Source organism: Sphingobacterium sp. E70 (assembly GCF_019285695.1).
Lineage (GTDB): Bacteria > Bacteroidota > Bacteroidia > Sphingobacteriales > Sphingobacteriaceae > Sphingobacterium > Sphingobacterium detergens.
Map to the genome: position 1 here is coordinate 564,954 of NZ_CP079104.1, position 18,458 is coordinate 583,411.

20 protein-coding genes and 4 pseudogenes are annotated in these 18,458 nt (G+C 39.7%); 3 read left to right on the plus strand and 21 right to left on the minus strand.

Annotation, left to right across the window (positions count from 1 at the left end; all coding sequences use genetic code 11):
- Positions 1–170 precede the first annotated feature (170 nt).
- The 16 genes and pseudogenes from KUH03_RS04120 to KUH03_RS45220 all read right to left on the minus strand — a co-directional run bounded on the left by KUH03_RS04120 (position 171) and on the right by KUH03_RS45220 (position 12,381).
- Positions 171–1,085, minus strand: a complete 915-nt coding sequence (locus KUH03_RS04120; protein ID WP_257091695.1) for a radical SAM protein — start codon at positions 1,083–1,085, stop codon at positions 171–173.
- The gene (locus KUH03_RS04125; protein WP_257091697.1) at positions 1,049–1,573 is read right to left on the minus strand and encodes a hypothetical protein; all 525 of its coding nucleotides are present in this window, start codon (positions 1,571–1,573) and stop codon (positions 1,049–1,051) included. Before KUH03_RS04125 ends, KUH03_RS04120 begins: the two co-directional genes overlap by 37 nt.
- A 14-nt stretch (positions 1,574–1,587) precedes the next feature.
- Positions 1,588–1,824 carry a hypothetical protein gene (locus KUH03_RS04130; protein WP_120260848.1) on the minus strand — a complete coding sequence of 79 codons (237 nt, stop codon included), beginning with the start codon at positions 1,822–1,824 and terminating at the stop codon, positions 1,588–1,590.
- Between the two features lie 3 nt (positions 1,825–1,827).
- Positions 1,828–2,232: pseudogene (locus tag KUH03_RS04135) on the minus strand (prolipoprotein diacylglyceryl transferase family protein); the annotation flags it as partial.
- Positions 2,233–2,263: 31 nt separating this feature from the next.
- Positions 2,264–2,587 (minus strand): hypothetical protein, encoded by a 324-nt coding sequence (locus tag KUH03_RS04140; protein WP_257091698.1) that lies wholly within the window; start codon positions 2,585–2,587, stop codon positions 2,264–2,266.
- Between the two features lie 103 nt (positions 2,588–2,690).
- Positions 2,691–3,850: pseudogene (lysA, locus tag KUH03_RS04145) on the minus strand (diaminopimelate decarboxylase).
- Positions 3,851–3,864: 14 nt separating this feature from the next.
- The gene (locus KUH03_RS04150) at positions 3,865–5,178 is read right to left on the minus strand and encodes an aspartate kinase (RefSeq protein WP_223582656.1); all 1,314 of its coding nucleotides are present in this window, start codon (positions 5,176–5,178) and stop codon (positions 3,865–3,867) included.
- Positions 5,179–5,300: 122 nt separating this feature from the next.
- A complete protein-coding gene (locus tag KUH03_RS04155) occupies positions 5,301–6,248 on the minus strand; it encodes a D-2-hydroxyacid dehydrogenase (RefSeq protein WP_257091699.1) in 948 nt (315 codons plus the stop codon).
- A 157-nt stretch (positions 6,249–6,405) separates the two neighbouring features.
- Positions 6,406–7,473, minus strand: coding sequence for a 3-phosphoserine/phosphohydroxythreonine transaminase (gene serC, locus KUH03_RS04160; RefSeq protein WP_257091700.1), 1,068 nt, complete (start codon positions 7,471–7,473; stop codon positions 6,406–6,408).
- Between the two features lie 187 nt (positions 7,474–7,660).
- A complete protein-coding gene (locus KUH03_RS04165) occupies positions 7,661–7,918 on the minus strand; it encodes a hypothetical protein (protein WP_257091701.1) in 258 nt (85 codons plus the stop codon).
- A gap of 55 nt (positions 7,919–7,973) precedes the next feature.
- Positions 7,974–9,230 (minus strand): annotated as a pseudogene (gene icd, locus KUH03_RS48085) (NADP-dependent isocitrate dehydrogenase).
- 25 nt (positions 9,231–9,255) lie between these two features.
- Positions 9,256–9,819 carry a hypothetical protein gene (locus KUH03_RS04195; RefSeq protein ID WP_257091707.1) on the minus strand — a complete coding sequence of 188 codons (564 nt, stop codon included), beginning with the start codon at positions 9,817–9,819 and terminating at the stop codon, positions 9,256–9,258.
- Positions 9,820–9,908: 89 nt separating this feature from the next.
- Complete coding sequence (locus KUH03_RS04200) at positions 9,909–11,051, minus strand: cation:proton antiporter (protein WP_257091708.1); 1,143 nt, start codon at positions 11,049–11,051, stop codon at positions 9,909–9,911.
- 55 nt (positions 11,052–11,106) lie between these two features.
- The gene (locus KUH03_RS04205; protein WP_257091709.1) at positions 11,107–11,376 is read right to left on the minus strand and encodes a cation:proton antiporter; all 270 of its coding nucleotides are present in this window, start codon (positions 11,374–11,376) and stop codon (positions 11,107–11,109) included.
- 115 nt (positions 11,377–11,491) lie between these two features.
- On the minus strand, positions 11,492–11,983 hold the full coding sequence (locus KUH03_RS45215; RefSeq protein ID WP_306429441.1) for an ABC transporter permease: 492 nt from the start codon (positions 11,981–11,983) through the stop codon (positions 11,492–11,494).
- A 5-nt stretch (positions 11,984–11,988) separates the two neighbouring features.
- Positions 11,989–12,381 (minus strand): ABC transporter permease, encoded by a 393-nt coding sequence (locus tag KUH03_RS45220; RefSeq protein ID WP_306429442.1) that lies wholly within the window; start codon positions 12,379–12,381, stop codon positions 11,989–11,991.
- Positions 12,382–12,539: 158 nt separating this feature from the next.
- Between KUH03_RS45220 and KUH03_RS45225 the strand changes: the two genes are divergently transcribed.
- Complete coding sequence (locus tag KUH03_RS45225) at positions 12,540–12,695, plus strand: hypothetical protein (RefSeq protein WP_306429443.1); 156 nt, start codon at positions 12,540–12,542, stop codon at positions 12,693–12,695.
- A gap of 159 nt (positions 12,696–12,854) precedes the next feature.
- Entirely contained in the window at positions 12,855–13,754 is a 900-nt protein-coding gene (gene fmt / locus KUH03_RS04215; protein ID WP_257091710.1) for a methionyl-tRNA formyltransferase, read from the plus strand.
- A 30-nt stretch (positions 13,755–13,784) separates the two neighbouring features.
- On the opposite strand, the pseudogene KUH03_RS04220 reads toward fmt, so the two are convergent.
- A pseudogene (locus KUH03_RS04220) lies at positions 13,785–13,986 on the minus strand (helix-turn-helix domain-containing protein); the annotation flags it as partial.
- 387 nt (positions 13,987–14,373) lie between these two features.
- Here KUH03_RS04220 and KUH03_RS04225 point away from each other — a divergent pair.
- Entirely contained in the window at positions 14,374–15,234 is an 861-nt protein-coding gene (locus tag KUH03_RS04225; protein ID WP_028068906.1) for an RNA polymerase sigma factor RpoD/SigA, read from the plus strand.
- A gap of 144 nt (positions 15,235–15,378) precedes the next feature.
- On the opposite strand, the gene KUH03_RS04230 is transcribed toward KUH03_RS04225, so the two are convergent.
- From KUH03_RS04230 to KUH03_RS04245, 4 genes are read right to left on the minus strand one after another with little or no spacing between them, the layout of a single operon-like run.
- Entirely contained in the window at positions 15,379–15,573 is a 195-nt protein-coding gene (locus tag KUH03_RS04230) for a hypothetical protein (RefSeq protein ID WP_257091711.1), read from the minus strand.
- Complete coding sequence (locus tag KUH03_RS04235) at positions 15,570–17,192, minus strand: insulinase family protein (protein WP_257091712.1); 1,623 nt, start codon at positions 17,190–17,192, stop codon at positions 15,570–15,572. The genes KUH03_RS04230 and KUH03_RS04235 overlap by 4 nt, the downstream gene beginning before the upstream one ends.
- Entirely contained in the window at positions 17,150–17,587 is a 438-nt protein-coding gene (locus tag KUH03_RS04240; RefSeq protein ID WP_306429932.1) for an insulinase family protein, read from the minus strand. The genes KUH03_RS04235 and KUH03_RS04240 overlap by 43 nt, the downstream gene beginning before the upstream one ends.
- Positions 17,566–18,231, minus strand: coding sequence for a pitrilysin family protein (locus KUH03_RS04245; protein ID WP_257091713.1), 666 nt, complete (start codon positions 18,229–18,231; stop codon positions 17,566–17,568). Before KUH03_RS04245 ends, KUH03_RS04240 begins: the two co-directional genes overlap by 22 nt.
- Positions 18,232–18,458: the final 227 nt, after the last annotated feature.

Genomic DNA, 18,458 nt, shown 5'->3' on the forward strand with positions numbered 1-18,458 from the left:
TAGACTTATTATAAAAACAATGAAATGCTTCATGCTGTTCAATTTCATACGCCCAATTTGTTAATCTCTCTAAATAATAATCTATGTCTCACAGGAGAACTCCGCAAAACGAAGTTTCAGGAAAGCGGATGATGTTTATTATTTTTCCGACAAAAATAGCTTATCTAAGCTTAAAATCGTATAGCATCCGAAAATTTAAGTTCCTCCAAACGCTTGACTTTGTCATCTCGGTAAAACAGATTCATTGTCTCAAAGGGGATTAACTTTAAATCTTTGTTGACAATATGTACGCAGGATTTTTTGACCGCACGGACATCGAAGTCATAAGCATCCATAAAATTCATGATAATGATGCGGAAAAGATTATCATAATCCAGCTCAGGAGCACACACATCAGGCAGGCAACAAAGCAATTGATTGACCTTTGGTTTTACTTTATCCACCGAAATACCCGTACTAAAAATATCCAGCAATTGCATCTGAACACCAGTATCCTGTTCGTACACAATGGTATTGCGTGACTGATTATTCAAAAGTACAGCGGGGTCAATATGCCGTGTTAGCGGAATCCTTTCATCACCAATCTTAAGCACATAGCCCATAGCCAAAGCATCTGGGTTGCAGGGTACCGGAATGATATCATGCGGATTCAAGAGCGGATACTGATCCAAAATTTCCTGTCTGACCTCAGTGAGGGTCATCTTATGCTGATGTGCATTCTCCGCATTTCTACCGGCAATTTCTACGGGCTGGAAGGTTACACCACGAACACAACGCTGGTTCAAAGCATAATCCAATATCGCTCCGATCTCATCATCGTTGGTTCCTTTTTCCAGGACAACGACAAGTGTCGTACTTAGGTTCAACGCATTGAGCTTGTCGATTGCCTTTTTCCGTACATCGGTCAAATCCTTTCCTCTAAATTTCTCCAGCACAGCCGGGCGGAAAGAATCAAATTGGAGGTAAATTTCAAATTCCGGAGCGTAGGTGGCAAGCTGTTCAGCAAATCCAGGGTCATTCGCAATACGAATACCATTGGTATTCAGCATCAAATGCTTAATTGGCTTTGTTTTAGCGATATCCAAAATCTTAAAAAACTCCGGATGAATAGTTGGTTCTCCGCCGCTGATCTGAACAACATCAGGCTCCCCTCATTTTCGACAATCTTGTCAAACATGCGTTCGATTTCCTCCAGCGAACGATGCCGCCCATAATGAGGTGAAGACATGGCGTAGCAGGTCGGGCATGTCAGGTTGCAACGATCGGTCACCTCAACGATAGACAAGCAGCTGTGTTGTTCATGATCGACACAGAGGCCACAATCATACGGGCAGCCAAAATGAACCTCGTTCTCAAATTTCAATGGCGTCTCAGACGCTTTGTTATAATTCCGGATATTTTTATAGTATTCAACATCTGTGGCGATCAGGGTTTTGAAAAAACCATGATCAGGGCAATTTTTGGTCATAAAAACCTTTTCATCTTCGATGATAATTTTTGCCCCTACACGCGAAAGACAGGTCGGACACAGGCTAATGGTATAATCGTAATAGGTATAATTTCTAACTGGCATATATCTTATCGTTATTAACTTAATGCTATTCCACAGGCAACTCCACCTGCGATCATCGCTCCAACACCACCCAAAAGCACTTTAAGCCAAAGGTTGACATTAAATGTAGACTCTTTATTATTGGATTTCATAATCGAACCAATAATAATGACCAAAAGCGCTATTCCGATGACTATAGCTCCTCCAAACAGTAAAAACAAGCCCAATACAGCTGTGTTTTCCGAACCAAATGACCCTTCGAGTAAATACATAATTTAGACCTTCCTTTCTATATGCGTATTATTCAATAAATAAATATAATAAATTATCACGACAAGACAGGTAATTTGTATTGTACTCATTCCGAAAAGAATAACTACCCTTGGCTTGATAAAATCCAATAAAAAACGAAAGCTGAAATAGGCGAGCATGAAAAACTGAAACAGTACGCCATTTTGGAATATAAATCTCCGTTTAAACCATTGCAGGGAAATAAATAGCAGAATCAAAAATGCAATTTCGTATAAGGCAACCGGGTGCCGGCGATAAGCATCACCAAGGTACATCCCCAATGGACATTCCGTAGGCAAGCCATAGGTCTGCTCAAATACCCCAGTATAAAAACAACCTATCCGCCCGATCATGATCGCAACAATCAGCGGAAAGACCATGCGGTCCCCGTGCTCTCTTGCTTGCGCATGATTTTTTTCATCAGTTCCACCCCGACCAGTCCACCGGCCAGACCCCTACAATCGTATTATTTAGCCAGATATAACGCCATTTACTCAGGGCACCAAACAATTCTGCCGGGCGCTCAAGCGATCCGATCACATGAGATCCGATTAAGGCTCCTACAGCGGCTGCAATGACAATTAAAAGTGAGTTGGTGTGACCTAAGCTCTCCTTATCTTTCCATTTCAGGAGCTGATAATAACGCATACCCATAAACATCCCCAAACCTTCCATAAAGGGATGGAGGAGAAAGGTCTTTCCAAATAAATCAATGGTAACAGGAAATTCGATTGCAGTTAGCATAAGCAAGTATACAAAAGACAATTCAGATATCGATCACCAAAAAACAAAAGCCGGTTCATTTGTGAACCGGCTTTATCTCCTTATCTTCGTCTAGGATAGCTACCTACAATTGATCGCTGTAGACAAATCTGATTTCTTCTCTCAAATTATAGCGGGAAGCCATAACTTCACCATAAGCTCCTGCAGAACGAATAGCGATCAAGTCACCACGTTTTGATACCGGCAAAGGTACTTCCTTTCCAAAACAATCCGAGGATTCACAGATTGGCCCTACGACATCGTAGTTTAATGCTTCTGTAGCACTGCCTTCACTAATATTTTCTATTTTATGGTAAGCTTGATACAAGGCTGGTCGCATCAATTCAGTCATCCCTGCATCCAGTACCAAAAAGTTTTTCTTGACACCATTCTTAACATATAATACACGGCTCACCAAGCTTCCGCATTGAGCAACCAAAGCCCTGCCCAGTTCAAAATGAACTTCCTGATGTGGCTTACGCTCTAGGAAACGATCAAAAATGTCAAAATAAGCTTCAAAATCTGGAACTGGATTACCATCTGGATTTTTATAATCTATCCCAAGGCCCCCACCGACGTTCAACACACGAATCTGTGTTCCACGCTCCTCAAACCAGTTTTTCCACTCGTTAACTTTTACACACAAACTTTTGAATACCGTCATATCGGTAATCTGAGATCCGACGTGGAAGTGTAAGCCTACCAATTCTATAAAATCACATTTCTTGAGAACAGCGGCACATTTCTCCAGATCCGCATTTGGAATACCAAATTTGTTTTCGTCGAGTCCTGTTGTAATATAATGGTGTGTATGCGCGTCAACATTGGGGTTTATTCGCAATGCAACATTCGCTTTCACACCTTGTTTTGATGCCAATTCGTTAATAACTTCAAGCTCCTGAATAGACTCTACGTTGAATGCAAAGATATTTTGTTGTAATGCGTAATTGATCTCTTTATCCGATTTCCCAACGCCGGCGAAGGTAATATTCTGAGGCGCAAAACCACACTCTATAGCTTTTTCACTTCATTTCCGCTCACACAGTCCGCACCGAAGCCGATCTGTTGCATAGCTTTTAACAACACATCGTTAAAATTAGCTTTCAATGCATAATGAACATGGAATCCCCTTTTGTGGGAAGCTGCGTAAGCCGCTTCCAAGGTTTTGTTTAACACGGCCAAGTCATAGTAATAAAACGGCGTTTCTTTCTCTGCAAATTTTGCCGCAATAGCTGTATTTATCATATAAAACCTAATTCTTAAAATAAACGATTATGCAATGAACGTAAAGCCTCTGTTTTATGATCCGAATTCAATAAAATGGATACATTAAAATCCGAGCCACCGTATGAAATCATACGGACCGGAAGATGTTTGACAGCATCAAGTACACGTGCAGCATAGCCATGGCTATTCAAACCAAAGTCACCGACTACACAGACAATTGTCTGATCGCCGTCTACGGTAACAGATCCAAAATCTTCTACTTCTTTAATGATATCGGCTAAATTTGTGGTATCATCTATGGTCAACGAAACGGCTACTTCTGAGGTAGTGATCATATCGATCGGTGTTTTATAGCGTTCGAAAATCTCGAAAACACGACGCAAGAAACCGTAAGCAAGCAACATTCTTGAGGAATGAATATGAATTGCGGTGATACCATCTTTTGCCGCAATTGCCCGGATACATCCTTTTTGTGCACCATCTTTGCTAATTAATGTTCCTTTAGCATTTGGCTCCATCGTATTTAACAGACGTACCGGTACATTATATTTTTGTGCAGGAAATACCGATTGAGGATGTAATATCTTCGCCCCAAAATAAGCTAATTCTGCTGCCTCATCGAAGCTAAGATGTGCTATTGGTGTTGTCCCTTTTACGACACGCGGGTCATTGTTGTGCATACCGTCAATGTCTGTCCAGATCTGAACCTCATCCGCACGGATAGCTGCGCCAATCAATGAAGCTGTATAATCCGATCCGCCACGGCGTAGATTATCAATTTCACCAAACGAATTTCTACAGATAAATCCTTGTGTAATAAACAAGGTATTTTCGGGATGTTGAGCAAGAATAGTACTCAATTTCTCACCGATGTATTCCACCATTGGCTCATTGTCCTCATCGATTTTCATAAAATCCAACGCTGGCAATAAGACAGACTGAATTCCGATTTCATTGAGGTAAAAATGCCATAATGCTGTAGACATCAATTCACCTTGCGCCAAAATAATTTTTTCTTCTATCGACGTAAACAGCTCGTTCGCCAAGCTAGAGATCAGGTTAAAATGATAGTCGATTAATTCCTTCCCGTTTTTATAACCGGCTTCAGTATTAAAAAGTTCCTTAATAAGGTCTTCGTACTTATCCTTGTGCTTCTTGATCAAATCCTTAGCCTCGTCCTTCTTACCTGCTGTGTAAGCTTGACCAATTTCTACTAAAGCATTTGTCGTTCCAGCTACTGCGGACAACACAACGATTTGACGTTCCGAAGGGTTTACAATATCCAACAACCCTTTGATACGTACTGCACTTCCTACTGAAGTACCACCAAATTTTAAAACTTTCATACTAAAGTTACAATTATTAAATTTCTGTGCGCCAATATAGGCAATTCATGAATGTATATAAAAAAATGCGGCACAAAATCATGAAAGTTTTGTGCCGCATATATTTGTTCTATGCGGAAGAATTACTTCTTCAAGTTTTCGATCAGTAAACCGGCCAATTCTTCGCCGATTCGTTCTTGTGCTTCATTTGTCGCCGCGCCAATATGTGGTGTCAACGAAATCTTTGGATGTTTTAAAATTTCCTCACGTGGTGTAGGTTCGTTGTCGAACACATCTAAACCTGCAAATGCTACTTTACCTGCATCTAATGCCTTCACTAATTCCAACTCATCAATAACACCGCCTCTAGAAGCGTTGACCAGTCCAACACCATCTTTTAACAGCGGAAACTCTGTTGCGCCAATTGCTGGTTTGTCCAAAAATGGTACGTGTAAGGAAATAAAATCGGAAACTTTCAATAAGTCTTCCATTTCCACCTGTTTGATCGGAACCTCAACCTGAATACCACCAGAAAGTTCAATCGTTAAATCTTTGGGTCCTTCAAATAGATCTGTATAGACTACATCCATTCCCAGACCGATCGCGATTTTAGCTACTTCACGACCGATACGGCCAAAACCAACAATACCGATTGTTTTACCGCGAAGCTCAGTTCCGGCACCATAGGCTTTTTTCAAAGCACCGAATTTGGTATTTCCTTCAACAGGCATCTTGCGGTTGGAGTCATATAAAAAGCGTACACCGTTTAAAAGGTGCGCAAAAACCAATTCCACTACCGATAAAGAAGATGCAGCAGGAGTATTGACAACAGCAATACCTTTTGAACGTGCGTATTCCACGTCAATATTATCCATTCCTACGCCACCACGACCGATTACTTTCAAATTTGGGCAGCTATCAATTAATTCCTGACGAACTTTAGTTGCGCTACGTACAGTGATTGCATCATAAGCAAGCAGCTTTTCAGCTAACTCCTCTTGTGGTATATGATTTGTATCTACAGTATGACCAGCATCTTCCAACATTTTCTTTCCTAGTGGATCGATACCGTCATTTGCTAATATTTTCATCCTTTATATTTATTTATGAATGTCGGTTTTTCATTGTATACATGAATCTGTGACACCCTGATTGTTTATTTAAGCGATGAAGCAATCAGATTCATTTGGACAGCGACGTGAACGGAATGAATCAATGATTTCATCAAAATATTTTTGACCGAATAGACTATTTGCGTGTGTCTTCAAATTCTTTCATGGCATCAATCAATGCATTTATACTGCTCAATGGCAATGCATTATAGATAGAAGCTCTAAAGCCACCTACCGAACGATGTCCTTTGATACCAATCAGATTACGTTCTTTCGCCAAAGCCAGGAATTCCGCTTCCAATTCAGGAGTATCCATCACGAAAGTCACATTCATGCGCGAGCGGTCTTCAACAACAGCAGTGCCTTTAAATAAAGGGTTGCGGTCGATCTCATCGTATAAAGCACGTGCTTTAATAATATTCTCTTGCTCTAAAACTGGCACACCACCTTTTGCTTTTAACCAACGTAGGTTCAACATGGAAACAAAGATCGAGTATACCGGAGGAGTATTATACATGGAACCGCCATCGATATGCAATTTATAATCTAACATCGAAGGTAGAACACGTCCGGATTTACCTAAAATATCATCCTTCACAATAACTAGTGTTACGCCAGCAGGACCCATATTTTTTTGTGCTCCAGCATAGATCAAATCGTAATCTGCGACATTGATCTCGCGGGAAAAAATATCTGAAGACATATCTACCACCACTGGTAATTCCGTCGCTGGTTTTTCAAACACCTCAGTACCATAAATCGTATTATTTGAAGTATAGTGAAAATAGGCAGCATCCGAAGGGATTGAATACCCTTTAGGTATATAAGAATAGTTTTTATCTATCGACGAAGCTACAACATCTACTGTTCCGAATTTCTTCGCTTCTTTTAAGGCCTTTGTTGCCCATACACCTGTATCCAAATAAGCAGCTTTCCCGCCTTCAGGTAAAAGATTAAGTGGTGCCATCGCAAATTGCAGACTCGCTCCACCTTGCAAGAAAAGAATCGAATATCCTTGTGGTACGGCTAATAATTCCCTTACTAACTGAGTCGCCTCATCTATCACTGCTTCAAACTCTTTGGAACGGTGAGAGATCTCTAAAATTGATAAACCTGTGTTGTTAAAATCAATTACAGCTTCTGAGGCTTGTTGAAATACTTCCTTTGGCAGAATACATGGACCTGCTCCAAAATTATGTTTCATTGATGTTATAGTTTGTTTGATTGCTCATTCAGAACCCTAGTAAAGCAATCTGTTGTTTTAAAAACCAAAGGTAAAATAAAATTATATATTTTTCAACTATTCTGTTTTTTTATTGAAAATTTACAAAATTCTGAATCATTTCAATAAAAATATTACACAAGTAGATCCCTATTGGCTATTAAAACAATTACAGAAGAATCACTTTCCAAGCCATATCTAATTGATTATCTTGTAAATACTCCTTTGCTTTAAGCTGAAGATGAACGTTACGGGAGGATTGGTCCCCGATAAAGGCATTTAACAATTCGTAAATTTCGGGTAGGGACGTAATCTCATCCACCTCCAACGGTGTAGGCAGTCGGTCTAACTTTGCCAGTTTAATTTTATCTTCCGTACTAAAAACGGTGGATTCCCTTACAAAAGGAGGAAGTTGGTCGTAGTCCATAAAAAAGCAGAAATTTTAGTCAAATCTCTGCTTAATATCTTAAAAAAGAAAATCCTTATAATTTTTCGATGATCCGATCAGCAAACTCACTTGTTTTCACTAGGGTCGCATCATCCATCAGATTGTAAAATCAACAGTGACCGTTTTCGCAATAATGGTTTCCCCAATGCACGCACAATTGCCGCCGCTACTTCTGTCCAACCCAGGTATTCAAACATCATCACACCGCTGAGGATAACGGATGAAGGATTCATGGTATTGGTATTCGCAAACCGAGGTGCTGTACCATGGGTAGCTTCAAAAACAGCGTGACCGGTTTTAAAGTTGATATTGGCCCCGGTGCAATTCCTATCCCGCCGACCATGGCTGCCAATGCATCCGAGATATAATCGCCGTTTAGATTCAGGGTTGCCACCACAGAAAAGTCGCGTGGATTAAGCAAGATTTGTTGCAGGAAGTTGTCCGCGATAATATCCTTAATCAAGATTTTACCCGAAGCCAAGGCTTCTTTTTGTTCCTGATTGGCCGCGGCCTCACCTTTCTCCGCTTTAGTTCGCTCCCATTGCCCCAAGTATAGGTCTTATCCGCAAATTCTGTTTCTGCAACCTCGAAACCCCAGATTTTAAAGGCTCCTTCTGTATATTTCATAATATTCCCCTTGTGCACTATAGTCACCGAGGGTAATGCATAATGGATCGCATGTTCAATCGCTGCTCGAACCAAGCGTTTGGATCCTTCTTCAGAAACCAGTTTGACCCCTACCCTGTGGTACTCGAAAAGTTATAGTCGATATCAAGTTCGTCATGTAAAAAATCCTGTAGTTTATTGGCTTCTGCACTTCCCGCCTGAAACTCAATCCCGGCATAGATATCTTCGGTATTCTCCCGAAAGATGACCATATCCACATATTCTGGATGTCTGACCGGAGATGGCACACCTTGGAACCACTTCGTCGGTCGCTGGCAGACATAGAGATCCAAATCCTTCCGTAAAGCAACATTCAGGGAGCGTATGCCACCACCTACAGGTGTGGTCAAAGGCCCTTTATGCCAACTAAGTATTCGCGCAATAGATCCAATGTCGCTTTGGGCAACCACTCTCCGGTTTCATCAAATGCTTTCTCCCCTGCCAAAACTTCCTTCCAACTGACTTTTCGTTGTCCGTTATAGGCTTTCTCCACAGCTTTATCAAAAACACGCACTGCAGCATGCCATAGGTCAGGACCTATACCATCACCTATGATAAAAGGAATCGTTGGGAAATCTGGAACCTGTAATGTTCCATCGCTTGACATTGTAATCTTATTTGACATAATCAGTGTTTTTTGCGGATAGCAACTATCCTTTATTAAACATATTTCCAATCTCTTTACTAATCTTTCGGAATATCGGAGCAGCCTCAACATCCTCGTATTCGTCAATGTGCGCATTCTCTACCCTACTAGGAAACACCAAAACAAGGTTTTCGTTTGCATAGATCCGATCTAATTTTTTTGCCACACCATCCAACGAATCGCGATATGAAACCTCTCCATTTCTTGCGGACACAAAAATGAACATGGACTCTTCGTCCTTAAACGCTTTTAATCCTTGTAAATTATCCCAGTCATCGTAGTGTTTAAAAGTAACTGGCACGGAGTTCTTTATTTCGACCAGGTGCGCCTCAATTGCAGATGTGGAGCGTGTATCCACCACAAAAGAGATTGGAACAGATAATTCCTGTGCAAGTTTAATAACCTTCTCCAACCAATACTCGAAACCAAACTCTGCCTCACACATTGGCGGGGCAAATACAACGATAGCTTTATTGGAAATAAAAGGTTTTCTAAAATGGCAGAGCATCACGTTGGCCGAGGTTCTGTTGAGGATACTTTCTGTTTTTTCGCCAACAAATTTATCCATAAAATTCGCTGCGCTTGGCCAACCAAGCACAATACAATTTGCGGAAACTTCTTTCGCTGACCGAGCTACACCGCTTGCAATATTTAAATCTATCGTTGCACTGATATTAACATTGGTCTCGAACCAGAAGCATAACGCACCATATTGTCCAAATTTTTGCGGGCTTTACTCATATTCAGCTGTGCCTGTTCATTATCTTTTACCACGGATACAATATTCACAGGCTGAGTGCATTTTTTACTCTTGATGTAAGTGGAAAAGTCAAGGATAGGTTCCATATTGTCCATATTTGCAATAGAGATCAATATATTTTCGTCTTTCTCCTTCACCACATCAGTATGTTCTTCATCTTGCTCCCCATCCATAACCACTTTCCGGGAAGCATTCCCTGTCACAATAGTAGCAACAATACAAGTTACCAAGATCAACAAAATCGTACCATTCAAGACATTTTCATCAATGATCCCATTTTTATAACCGACCATAATAACAGCCAAAGTCGCTGCAGCATGGGCGCTGCTCAAGCCAAAAATCAAGTTGCGCTGCCCACGGCTATATTTAAATGTTTTCTGTGTCAGCCAAGCAGCGGCATATTTCCCCACGATTGCAACGACGGTCAAGGTACCTGCTATAATTAATGCCTGAGGTCCTTTTAAAATGACACTCACATCTACGATCATACCGACTGATATGAGGAAGAAAGGAATAAAAATCGCATTCCCGATAAACTCGATTCGATTCATCAGCGCCGAAGAATGCGGAATCAATTTATTCAAGGCCAGACCAGCCACAAAGGCCCCGATAATAGGTTCCAATCCCGCAATTTCTGCTAAGAAGGCCGCAAAAAACACAACGGAAAGTACAAAAATATAGTTTGATGTCTTTTCGCTGCCCAACCGTTCAAAAAACCATTTGGCGATCCGCGGGATAATACCGAACATGATAAAGAGGAATATGGCGAAGGAAATCCCCAGTGTAACCCAAAATTCATTACCAATATTACCCTGTGAAACTCCGGTAATAACAGCCAATATAATCAGTACTGCCGTATCGGTCAGGATCGTACCACCAATCGTAATTGCCACAGCTTCCATCTTGGAAATACCATAACTATTCACAATGGGATAAGATACCAAGGTGTGCGTCGCAAACATACTCGAGATCAAGAGACTCGCCAGTACATCGTAACCCAACAACAAATGACAAACAGGATAACCTATGCTTATAGGCACAATAAATGTAAAAAACCAAACAGCAAACTTTTGTTCTTGGTCTTTTTAAATTCATTCATATCAATTCCAAACCGGCAATAAACATGATATACAAAAGCCCTATCGTGGAAAACAGATTAATTGCAGAGTTTTTTTCCAGCCAATTTAATCCATGGGGTCCAATAATAACACCAGATATGATCAAACCAATAATGCCCGGCACCTTGATCGGTCTGAGGATAATGGGTGAAAGTAGGATAATAAAGAGTACCAGTGAAAAAATAAGTACGGGATTCTGTAGGGGCGCTTCGAAAGCGTGGGAAATATGCTCGAAAGTTTTATTCATATGTGCTCGTATGCTATCGGTAAAATGTGTCAACTTATTTTTCGTTACCAGCCGTAAAATAGCTAACAGCTTTAAAAATACAATTTTTCCAACAAAACGACGTCTAAAAAAGGGCTTACTTAAAAGAAATTGCTTTTATCGGACTAATCTTGGTGATTAACATCGAAGGAATAAACAAGGAAACCATGCCAATAAATACCACCGCAAGATTGACCAAAATAACGTCAGACCAATAGAGTTTTACGGCAACATAAGAAATGTAGTAGGTCTGCTGATCCAGTTTGAAAAAATGGGTATAATCCTGTAGAAAATAAAAGCTCAACCCGATGAGATTTCCAATCAGTAAACCAAGTCCAATGAGATACAGGGCACTATACATAAAGACCCGGCGTATACCGGCATTATGGTAACCCAAAGCCTTTAATATACCAATCATGGATGTACGCTCAAGGATGGTGATCAATAAAGCTGAAATCATATTGATAATAGCTACCACCGTCATTAAGATAAAGATAATTTTGGTGTTCATATCCAATAAATCCAACCACTGGAAAATATCGGGCACCTGGTCTTTAATATTGATTGCCTGCATATCAATAGGCAGCAAATCTTCTATTTTTGTGTTGTCTGTTGGAGTTGGCTGAAATCCTTGATTCGAATCTCATAGCCACCGACCTCATTATCATCAAGATTGCTCAGCTTCCTAATGACATTCAAAGATCCGATTACGTAAACTTTATCAAGCTCCTCCGACCCGGTATTAAATATCCCCTTGATGACAAACTTTCGCTTACGGATGGGCTCCTGGACAAAATACATAATAAAATCGTCGCCTACTTTCAACAACAATCTATCTGCCAGATATTTAGAAATTAAGATCTGATTATCGGTGTTCTCGGATTTAAAATCTATCGTACTCCCTTCGAGCAGCATATTTTTTATAGGCTGCTGATCGTATAGCGAATCAATACCTTTCAAAACCACGCCTTCCACTTCGTCATTCACATTGATAATCCCAGCTTTAGTTGCAAATGGATTAATGGAATATACTTCAGGGTCTGCTAATATAGACTTATGGAGCGAGGCGTAAGAGAGATTGGTGAATTTTCATACGATTTATTGAGATCATAACGTAGCACCAATACATCTGCAAAAAAACCACGTTGCTTGCTGATGATCTCCCCTTAAATCCGCGCAAAACCGCAATAGATATGATAATGGCAGCAATGGCTAGCGCAATTGCACCGATCGTAACCCGAACGATCAATTTTGAGAACGTCCGTTTACCTGAAAATGCTATTCGATTTGCTAAAAAATAAGGAAAATTCAAGCTTTCAATATATTTATGTAACTTCGCAAAGTTATAAAAATTTGTTATTTACAAAACTTTAATAGCAAATTATTAGCGTTTTTGCAGATGATTTCTAACATCTCAACGATTTTATTGATTTTAAGGATTTTACAAAAACACAGCTCTTATGCGTATTATTTTCATGGGCACTCCTGACTTTGCCGTTGCTTCACTTGATGCACTCATTCAATCTGGCGAACAAGTCGTTGCTGTAGTTACAGTACCGGACAAACCGGCAGGCCGTGGGCAAAAGATACATGAATCAGCCGTTAAAGTATACGCTACCCAACACCATATCCCCGTCCTTCAACCAGTCAAACTTCGGGATGAGGCCTTTCTTGCCGAACTCAAAAACTATCAAGCCGACCTTCAGGTCGTGGTGGCATTCCGTATGCTGCCTGAAGTTGTCTGGAATATGCCGAAACAGGGCACCATTAACGTCCATGCCTCTTTGCTCCCACAATACCGCGGTGCAGCTCCAATCAATCATGCCATTATGAATGGGGAGAAAGAATCCGGAGTGACTACATTCTTATTGCAACATGAGATTGATACTGGAAATATACTTTTAGCCGAAAAAGTTACAATAAATGAAACTGACACCGCTGGAGATCTTCACGACAACCTGATGGTTGCGGGAGCCAGAACTCTCCTTCAAACGATACAACAGTTGAAAGCGGGAAATTTACAGCCGAAAAGCCAAGACGATATCCTCCCAACAGAAACGTTGAAACATGCGCCGAAAATTTTTAAAGAAGATTGTAAAATAAATTGGAACCAATCTACTGATGTTGTTTATAATTTTATACGCGGACTTAGTCCATATCCAACGGCATTTACTGTACTCAATGATAAGGTATTAAAAATATATAAAACAGAAAAAGAGCAAACAGCTACTACTGCTGCACCGGGAACAATAGAGACAGACCAAAAAAGCTATTTAAAGTTTGCGACACAAGATGGCTATATCATGGTATCGGAACTTCAACTGGAAGGCAAGAAGAAAATGAATGTGGTAGACTTTTAAAAGGCTATAGATTCTAGTTTTCTCATCATCTCCATCATAGTATTGCAACAAATCACCAGGCTGACAGTCTAGCGCTTTGCATATTGCTTCAAGTGTATCTAATCGCAGGGCCTTAGCCTTTTGATTTTTATGATTGAAAGATTAGAAAGTGTAATCCCTACACTGTCACTCAATTGGTTAAGTGACATTTTTTCTCTTTCATTATTTTATCCAAATGAATTAAGATTGGCATATTATAATTTTTATTCCTTTAAATTTATTTAATGTCTCTTGTAAAACAAAACATATATCTTTTTGTTTTATCATAAAATTATCATTTTAAAATAAATTCAAAGAATACGTTTTACGTAACATATCTGATATCATTAGATAAATTACTTGAGAATAGAAAAAAATAAAATTTGTTAGCGCTTTAAATATCAATCAGTTGAATATTACAGCCACAATTGAGAAAGAAAAACAATTTTAAATGGAATAGTTTTTGATAGTGTAAAATGAAGATTTACAAAATCATAACTCATTATAGATGAGAGGTTAGATAATCCATTTTCCATTAATAATTCAAAAATTTTTCGTATTTTCGCAAACATTTCTTAGAGAGGAGAATTAATAAAAATTAATGAGACAGCTCAAAATTACACAATCTATCACCAATCGTGAGTCCCAGTCTTTGGACAAATACTTACACGAAATTGGTAAAGTAGACTTAATTACAGCAGAAGAAGAAGTAGAATTAGCACAGCGCATCCGCGAAGGCGACCAAGTTGCCTTGGAAAAATTGACTAAAACCAACCTTCGTTTCGTAGTATCAGTAGCAAAACAATATCAAAATCAAGGATTGACCTTAGGTGATTTAATCAATGAAGGCAACCTGGGCTTAATTAAAGCGGCTAAACGTTTTGACGAAACAAAGGGTTTTAAATTTATTTCTTATGCCGTTTGGTGGATTCGCCAATCTATTCTTCAAGCAATTGCTGAACAATCACGTATCGTACGTCTGCCATTGAACCAAGTAGGTTCTCTAAGCAAAATCAGTAAAGCTTTCTCAAAACTAGAACAAGAATACGAGCGGGAACCATCTCCAGAAGAATTGGCGGATATCCTTGAAACCACAGTTGACAAGGTTTCGGATACCCTAAGTAATTCTGGACGTCATGTGTCTATGGATGCACCTTTCGTTCAAGGTGAAGAAAACACACTCTTGGATGTATTGGAAAACCATGACCCAGACACCGATAGTTCTCTAATTGATGAATCTCTATCAGAAGAAATCAAGCGATCATTGGCAACTTTAACAGAAAGAGAACGTGAAATCATCGTTCTATTCTTTGGATTAGGTTCCAACCACCAACTGTCGCTCGAAGAAATCGGTGAGAAATTCAATTTGACACGTGAACGCGTCCGTCAAATTAAAGACAAGGCTCTTCAACGTTTGAGACACACTTCAAGAAGCAAAATCTTAAAATCTTATTTAGGTTAAAAGAGATATTTATTGAAATTTTTGGTAATCCCAATCAGAAATGATTGGGATTTTTTTGTGTAATAAAGTTTTTTGTACAACAAAGGCTGCTTGCTTTTCGCAAACAGCCTTTACCCTGCATTGATCCAATATCAATGCTATTCTTTATTTAGAATCTGGCATTAAAATAAATTCGAAAAGCCGATCTTTCTTCAGGTATTTTCCAGCTACATCTTGTATTGATTTTGGCGTCACCTTATTCAAATTCTCCATCCGACGTGTATATCTAGTGATATCCAAATCATTTTGATAGGAACTCGAAATGTAATTCAGCCAGTAGCCGTTTTCACGTAAACTCAATTCATTCTGTCTTTTTGTTCAGCCACAAATTTTTCAATATCCACTTTATCCGCACCTTGATCCTGTATCTTTTTCACTTCATCCAAAGCAGAAGCAATCAAAGCATCCGCTTTATCCACTGCCGAACCAAAACCAATTGAAAAAGCATAGCGTGCTTTAGGTAATTTACCGAAGCTGGCACGGGCACCAACACCGTAAACACCACCTTCTTTCTCGCGCAGTCGCTCAAGCAATTTGATTGTCAATACACTTTCTAAAGCTTCCATATTGACATTCTCACTTTCACTATAATTATAGTCTCCGTAATAAGCCAATTGGGTACTTGCTTTTTCTTCCTTGCCTTTATGAACAACCACACGTTCCCCTTTATTCGGTTCCAGAATATTTAAGTCTTTGTAATTCTCTCCTCGTTTGACCGCAGGTAGGGAAGCAAGATAAGTCTCAATGAACGGTTTAATCTGTGCTTCATCAAATGAGCCTACAATGGTAAATACAAAATCTGAAGCATCTGCAAATCGCTCTTTATAAATTGCCAATGCACGATCACGGTCGATTTTTGTTAGCGTCTCCACAGTAGCATTTTGTCGGCGAATGTTATTCCCATAGAGCACCGCCTTCACTTTATCTGAAAAAACATTATTTGGATCGCTCAATCTATTTTCTAGTGATCCTTTTGCTCTTGTCATTGTACTTTGGAAAACGTCACTATCCAGACGAGGCTCTGTAAAATAGCCATAAATGAGCTCAAAAGCATTTTTCAAGCCTTCTTTGTCCGTGCTACCTGAAAGACCCTCATATCGTTCTGAGATATATGGCGAGATCGACACCTCTTTTCCGGCAAGATATTTAGTCAGCTCCACGTTGTTCATTTGTCCGACACCGCTCGCATCGACTAATGAAGAGGCATTTGAAGCGGAGAAGTAATCAGCATCAGCATACAACGACGTTCCTCCAGGACTATAGGCCATAATCTGGATTTCGTCATTTTTAAAATCTGTAGGTTTTAAAATCACCTTCACGCCATTGCTCAAAACCAATTCTTTAGCTTGGACAGCTGTGACATCCTTTGAGGACACGATTGTACCTTTAGTAGGTTCTTTGGAAAGCAAGGGAAGATTGGAGACCTTATCCTCATAGGCAGAAACCGGGCTATCTTCGACCGCCTTCACCCATCCCAAAACAGCTTGTTCTGTAGGCAGGTTCGCCTTTTCCTTTTCTGGCCCCATAATTAATATATCACGATTTAAATCCGTGTAATACTTTTTGACCAGGCTATTCACCTCTTCGAGTTTCAATGTAGGCAACAACTGTTTCGTTAAGCTATAAGAAGCTTCATTGCTCAAGGCCGGCTCATTGTCGATGAAATAGTTCAGGTAACGGTTGACATAGCTATCGGATTTCTTCTTATCCCGCTCGATATATGCCATTTCATTTCCTTTCTTCATATCGGCGAGCGCACGATCCAATTCGGTCTGCGTGAAACCATATTTTTGAATGCGTTCAAATTCAGTCAGCATGGCCTTAAATCCAGATTCCAGTTCACCCGGTTTAGGTACAACCAATAAAGAGAAGGTATTTAAATTCGCAACAAAATCACCAATACTACCACCAGCTTGCATAAAGGTGGATTCGGTTGCTGCATCAGTTCAGAAAAACGACCAGCAATCATCTGATTGAAAATATTTTTGAGTAATTCATTACGGTAGTCTCCGACAGTCACAACCTTGTCTTTCTCATTTTTGATTAAGATCTGAGCGACAGTATAAGGCAATTCCGGATCCGAAATAGTCAAAAATTGGTTTTTATTCAGTAAATCGACCTTGTATTCTTTGCGTGGAAGCACCTTTTTCGGCATTGTCATATCCGAAAATAATACTTTCACTTTTTCCTCGATTGCTTTGGGATCAATATCACCTACAATAATGAGCGCCTGTAAATCTGGTCGATACCAATCCTGATGAAATTTACGTATTTCAGTATACGGAAAAGTCTTTAAAATTTCTTCGGTACCAATAGGTAGACGTTTGGAATAAAGGAGCCATTAAGCACCATAGGAAAATACTGATCTTGCAGACGCTGCTGCACACCTCTTCCACCACGTTTCTCTTCCAAAATAACACCACGTTCTTTATCAATTTCTTCACCGTCCAATAAAGCATCCTGTGCCCAGTCACGCATGACCTGTAGTCCATTTTTTAATAATTCCGGATCATCAGATGGGATAGGTAATTGATAGACGGTCTGATCAAAGCTTGTGTAGGCATTCAGGTCCGAGCCAAATCGTACACCAGCTTTCTGAAGGTAATTGACAAGTTCATTTTTTGGAAAATGCTTCAAGCCATTAAAGTTCATGTGCTCCAAAAAGTGCGCCAATCCCAGCTGTTTTTCGTTCTCTAGGATTGAACCCGCTTTCATACCCAAATACATGGTAACGCGTCCCTTAGGCTCTGTATTTTTGCGGATAAAATATGTAAATCCATTTTTCAATTTACCAGTGACAACTTCATTGTCGAAAGGTAACTTTTGATTTAAGGCCACACTATCCTGCGATAGAATAGCCCTGGCATGTGCCGTTAAAGTAGTTGGCATTTTTGCCTCTACGCCGTAAAATGTAGCCGGAAGTAAAAAGGCTAATGCAAGTGGTTTAATGAATTTCATACAAAAAAATCTCTTTTTTTTTTTTAGTCAGTTATTTTTGCTAATTGTTTATATTAGGGTAAACGGAACTGGAGACCAATTGTCCCGATAAATAGTAAAATACAGATAAATAATATTTATTAATATCCCTTATGGGATGGAGCGTATCATTGCTATAGCTTATGGTTTGTAAAAAACACGTTTAAAAATACAGAATATCTTTCGAAAAGAACAATAGTTAATTGTAA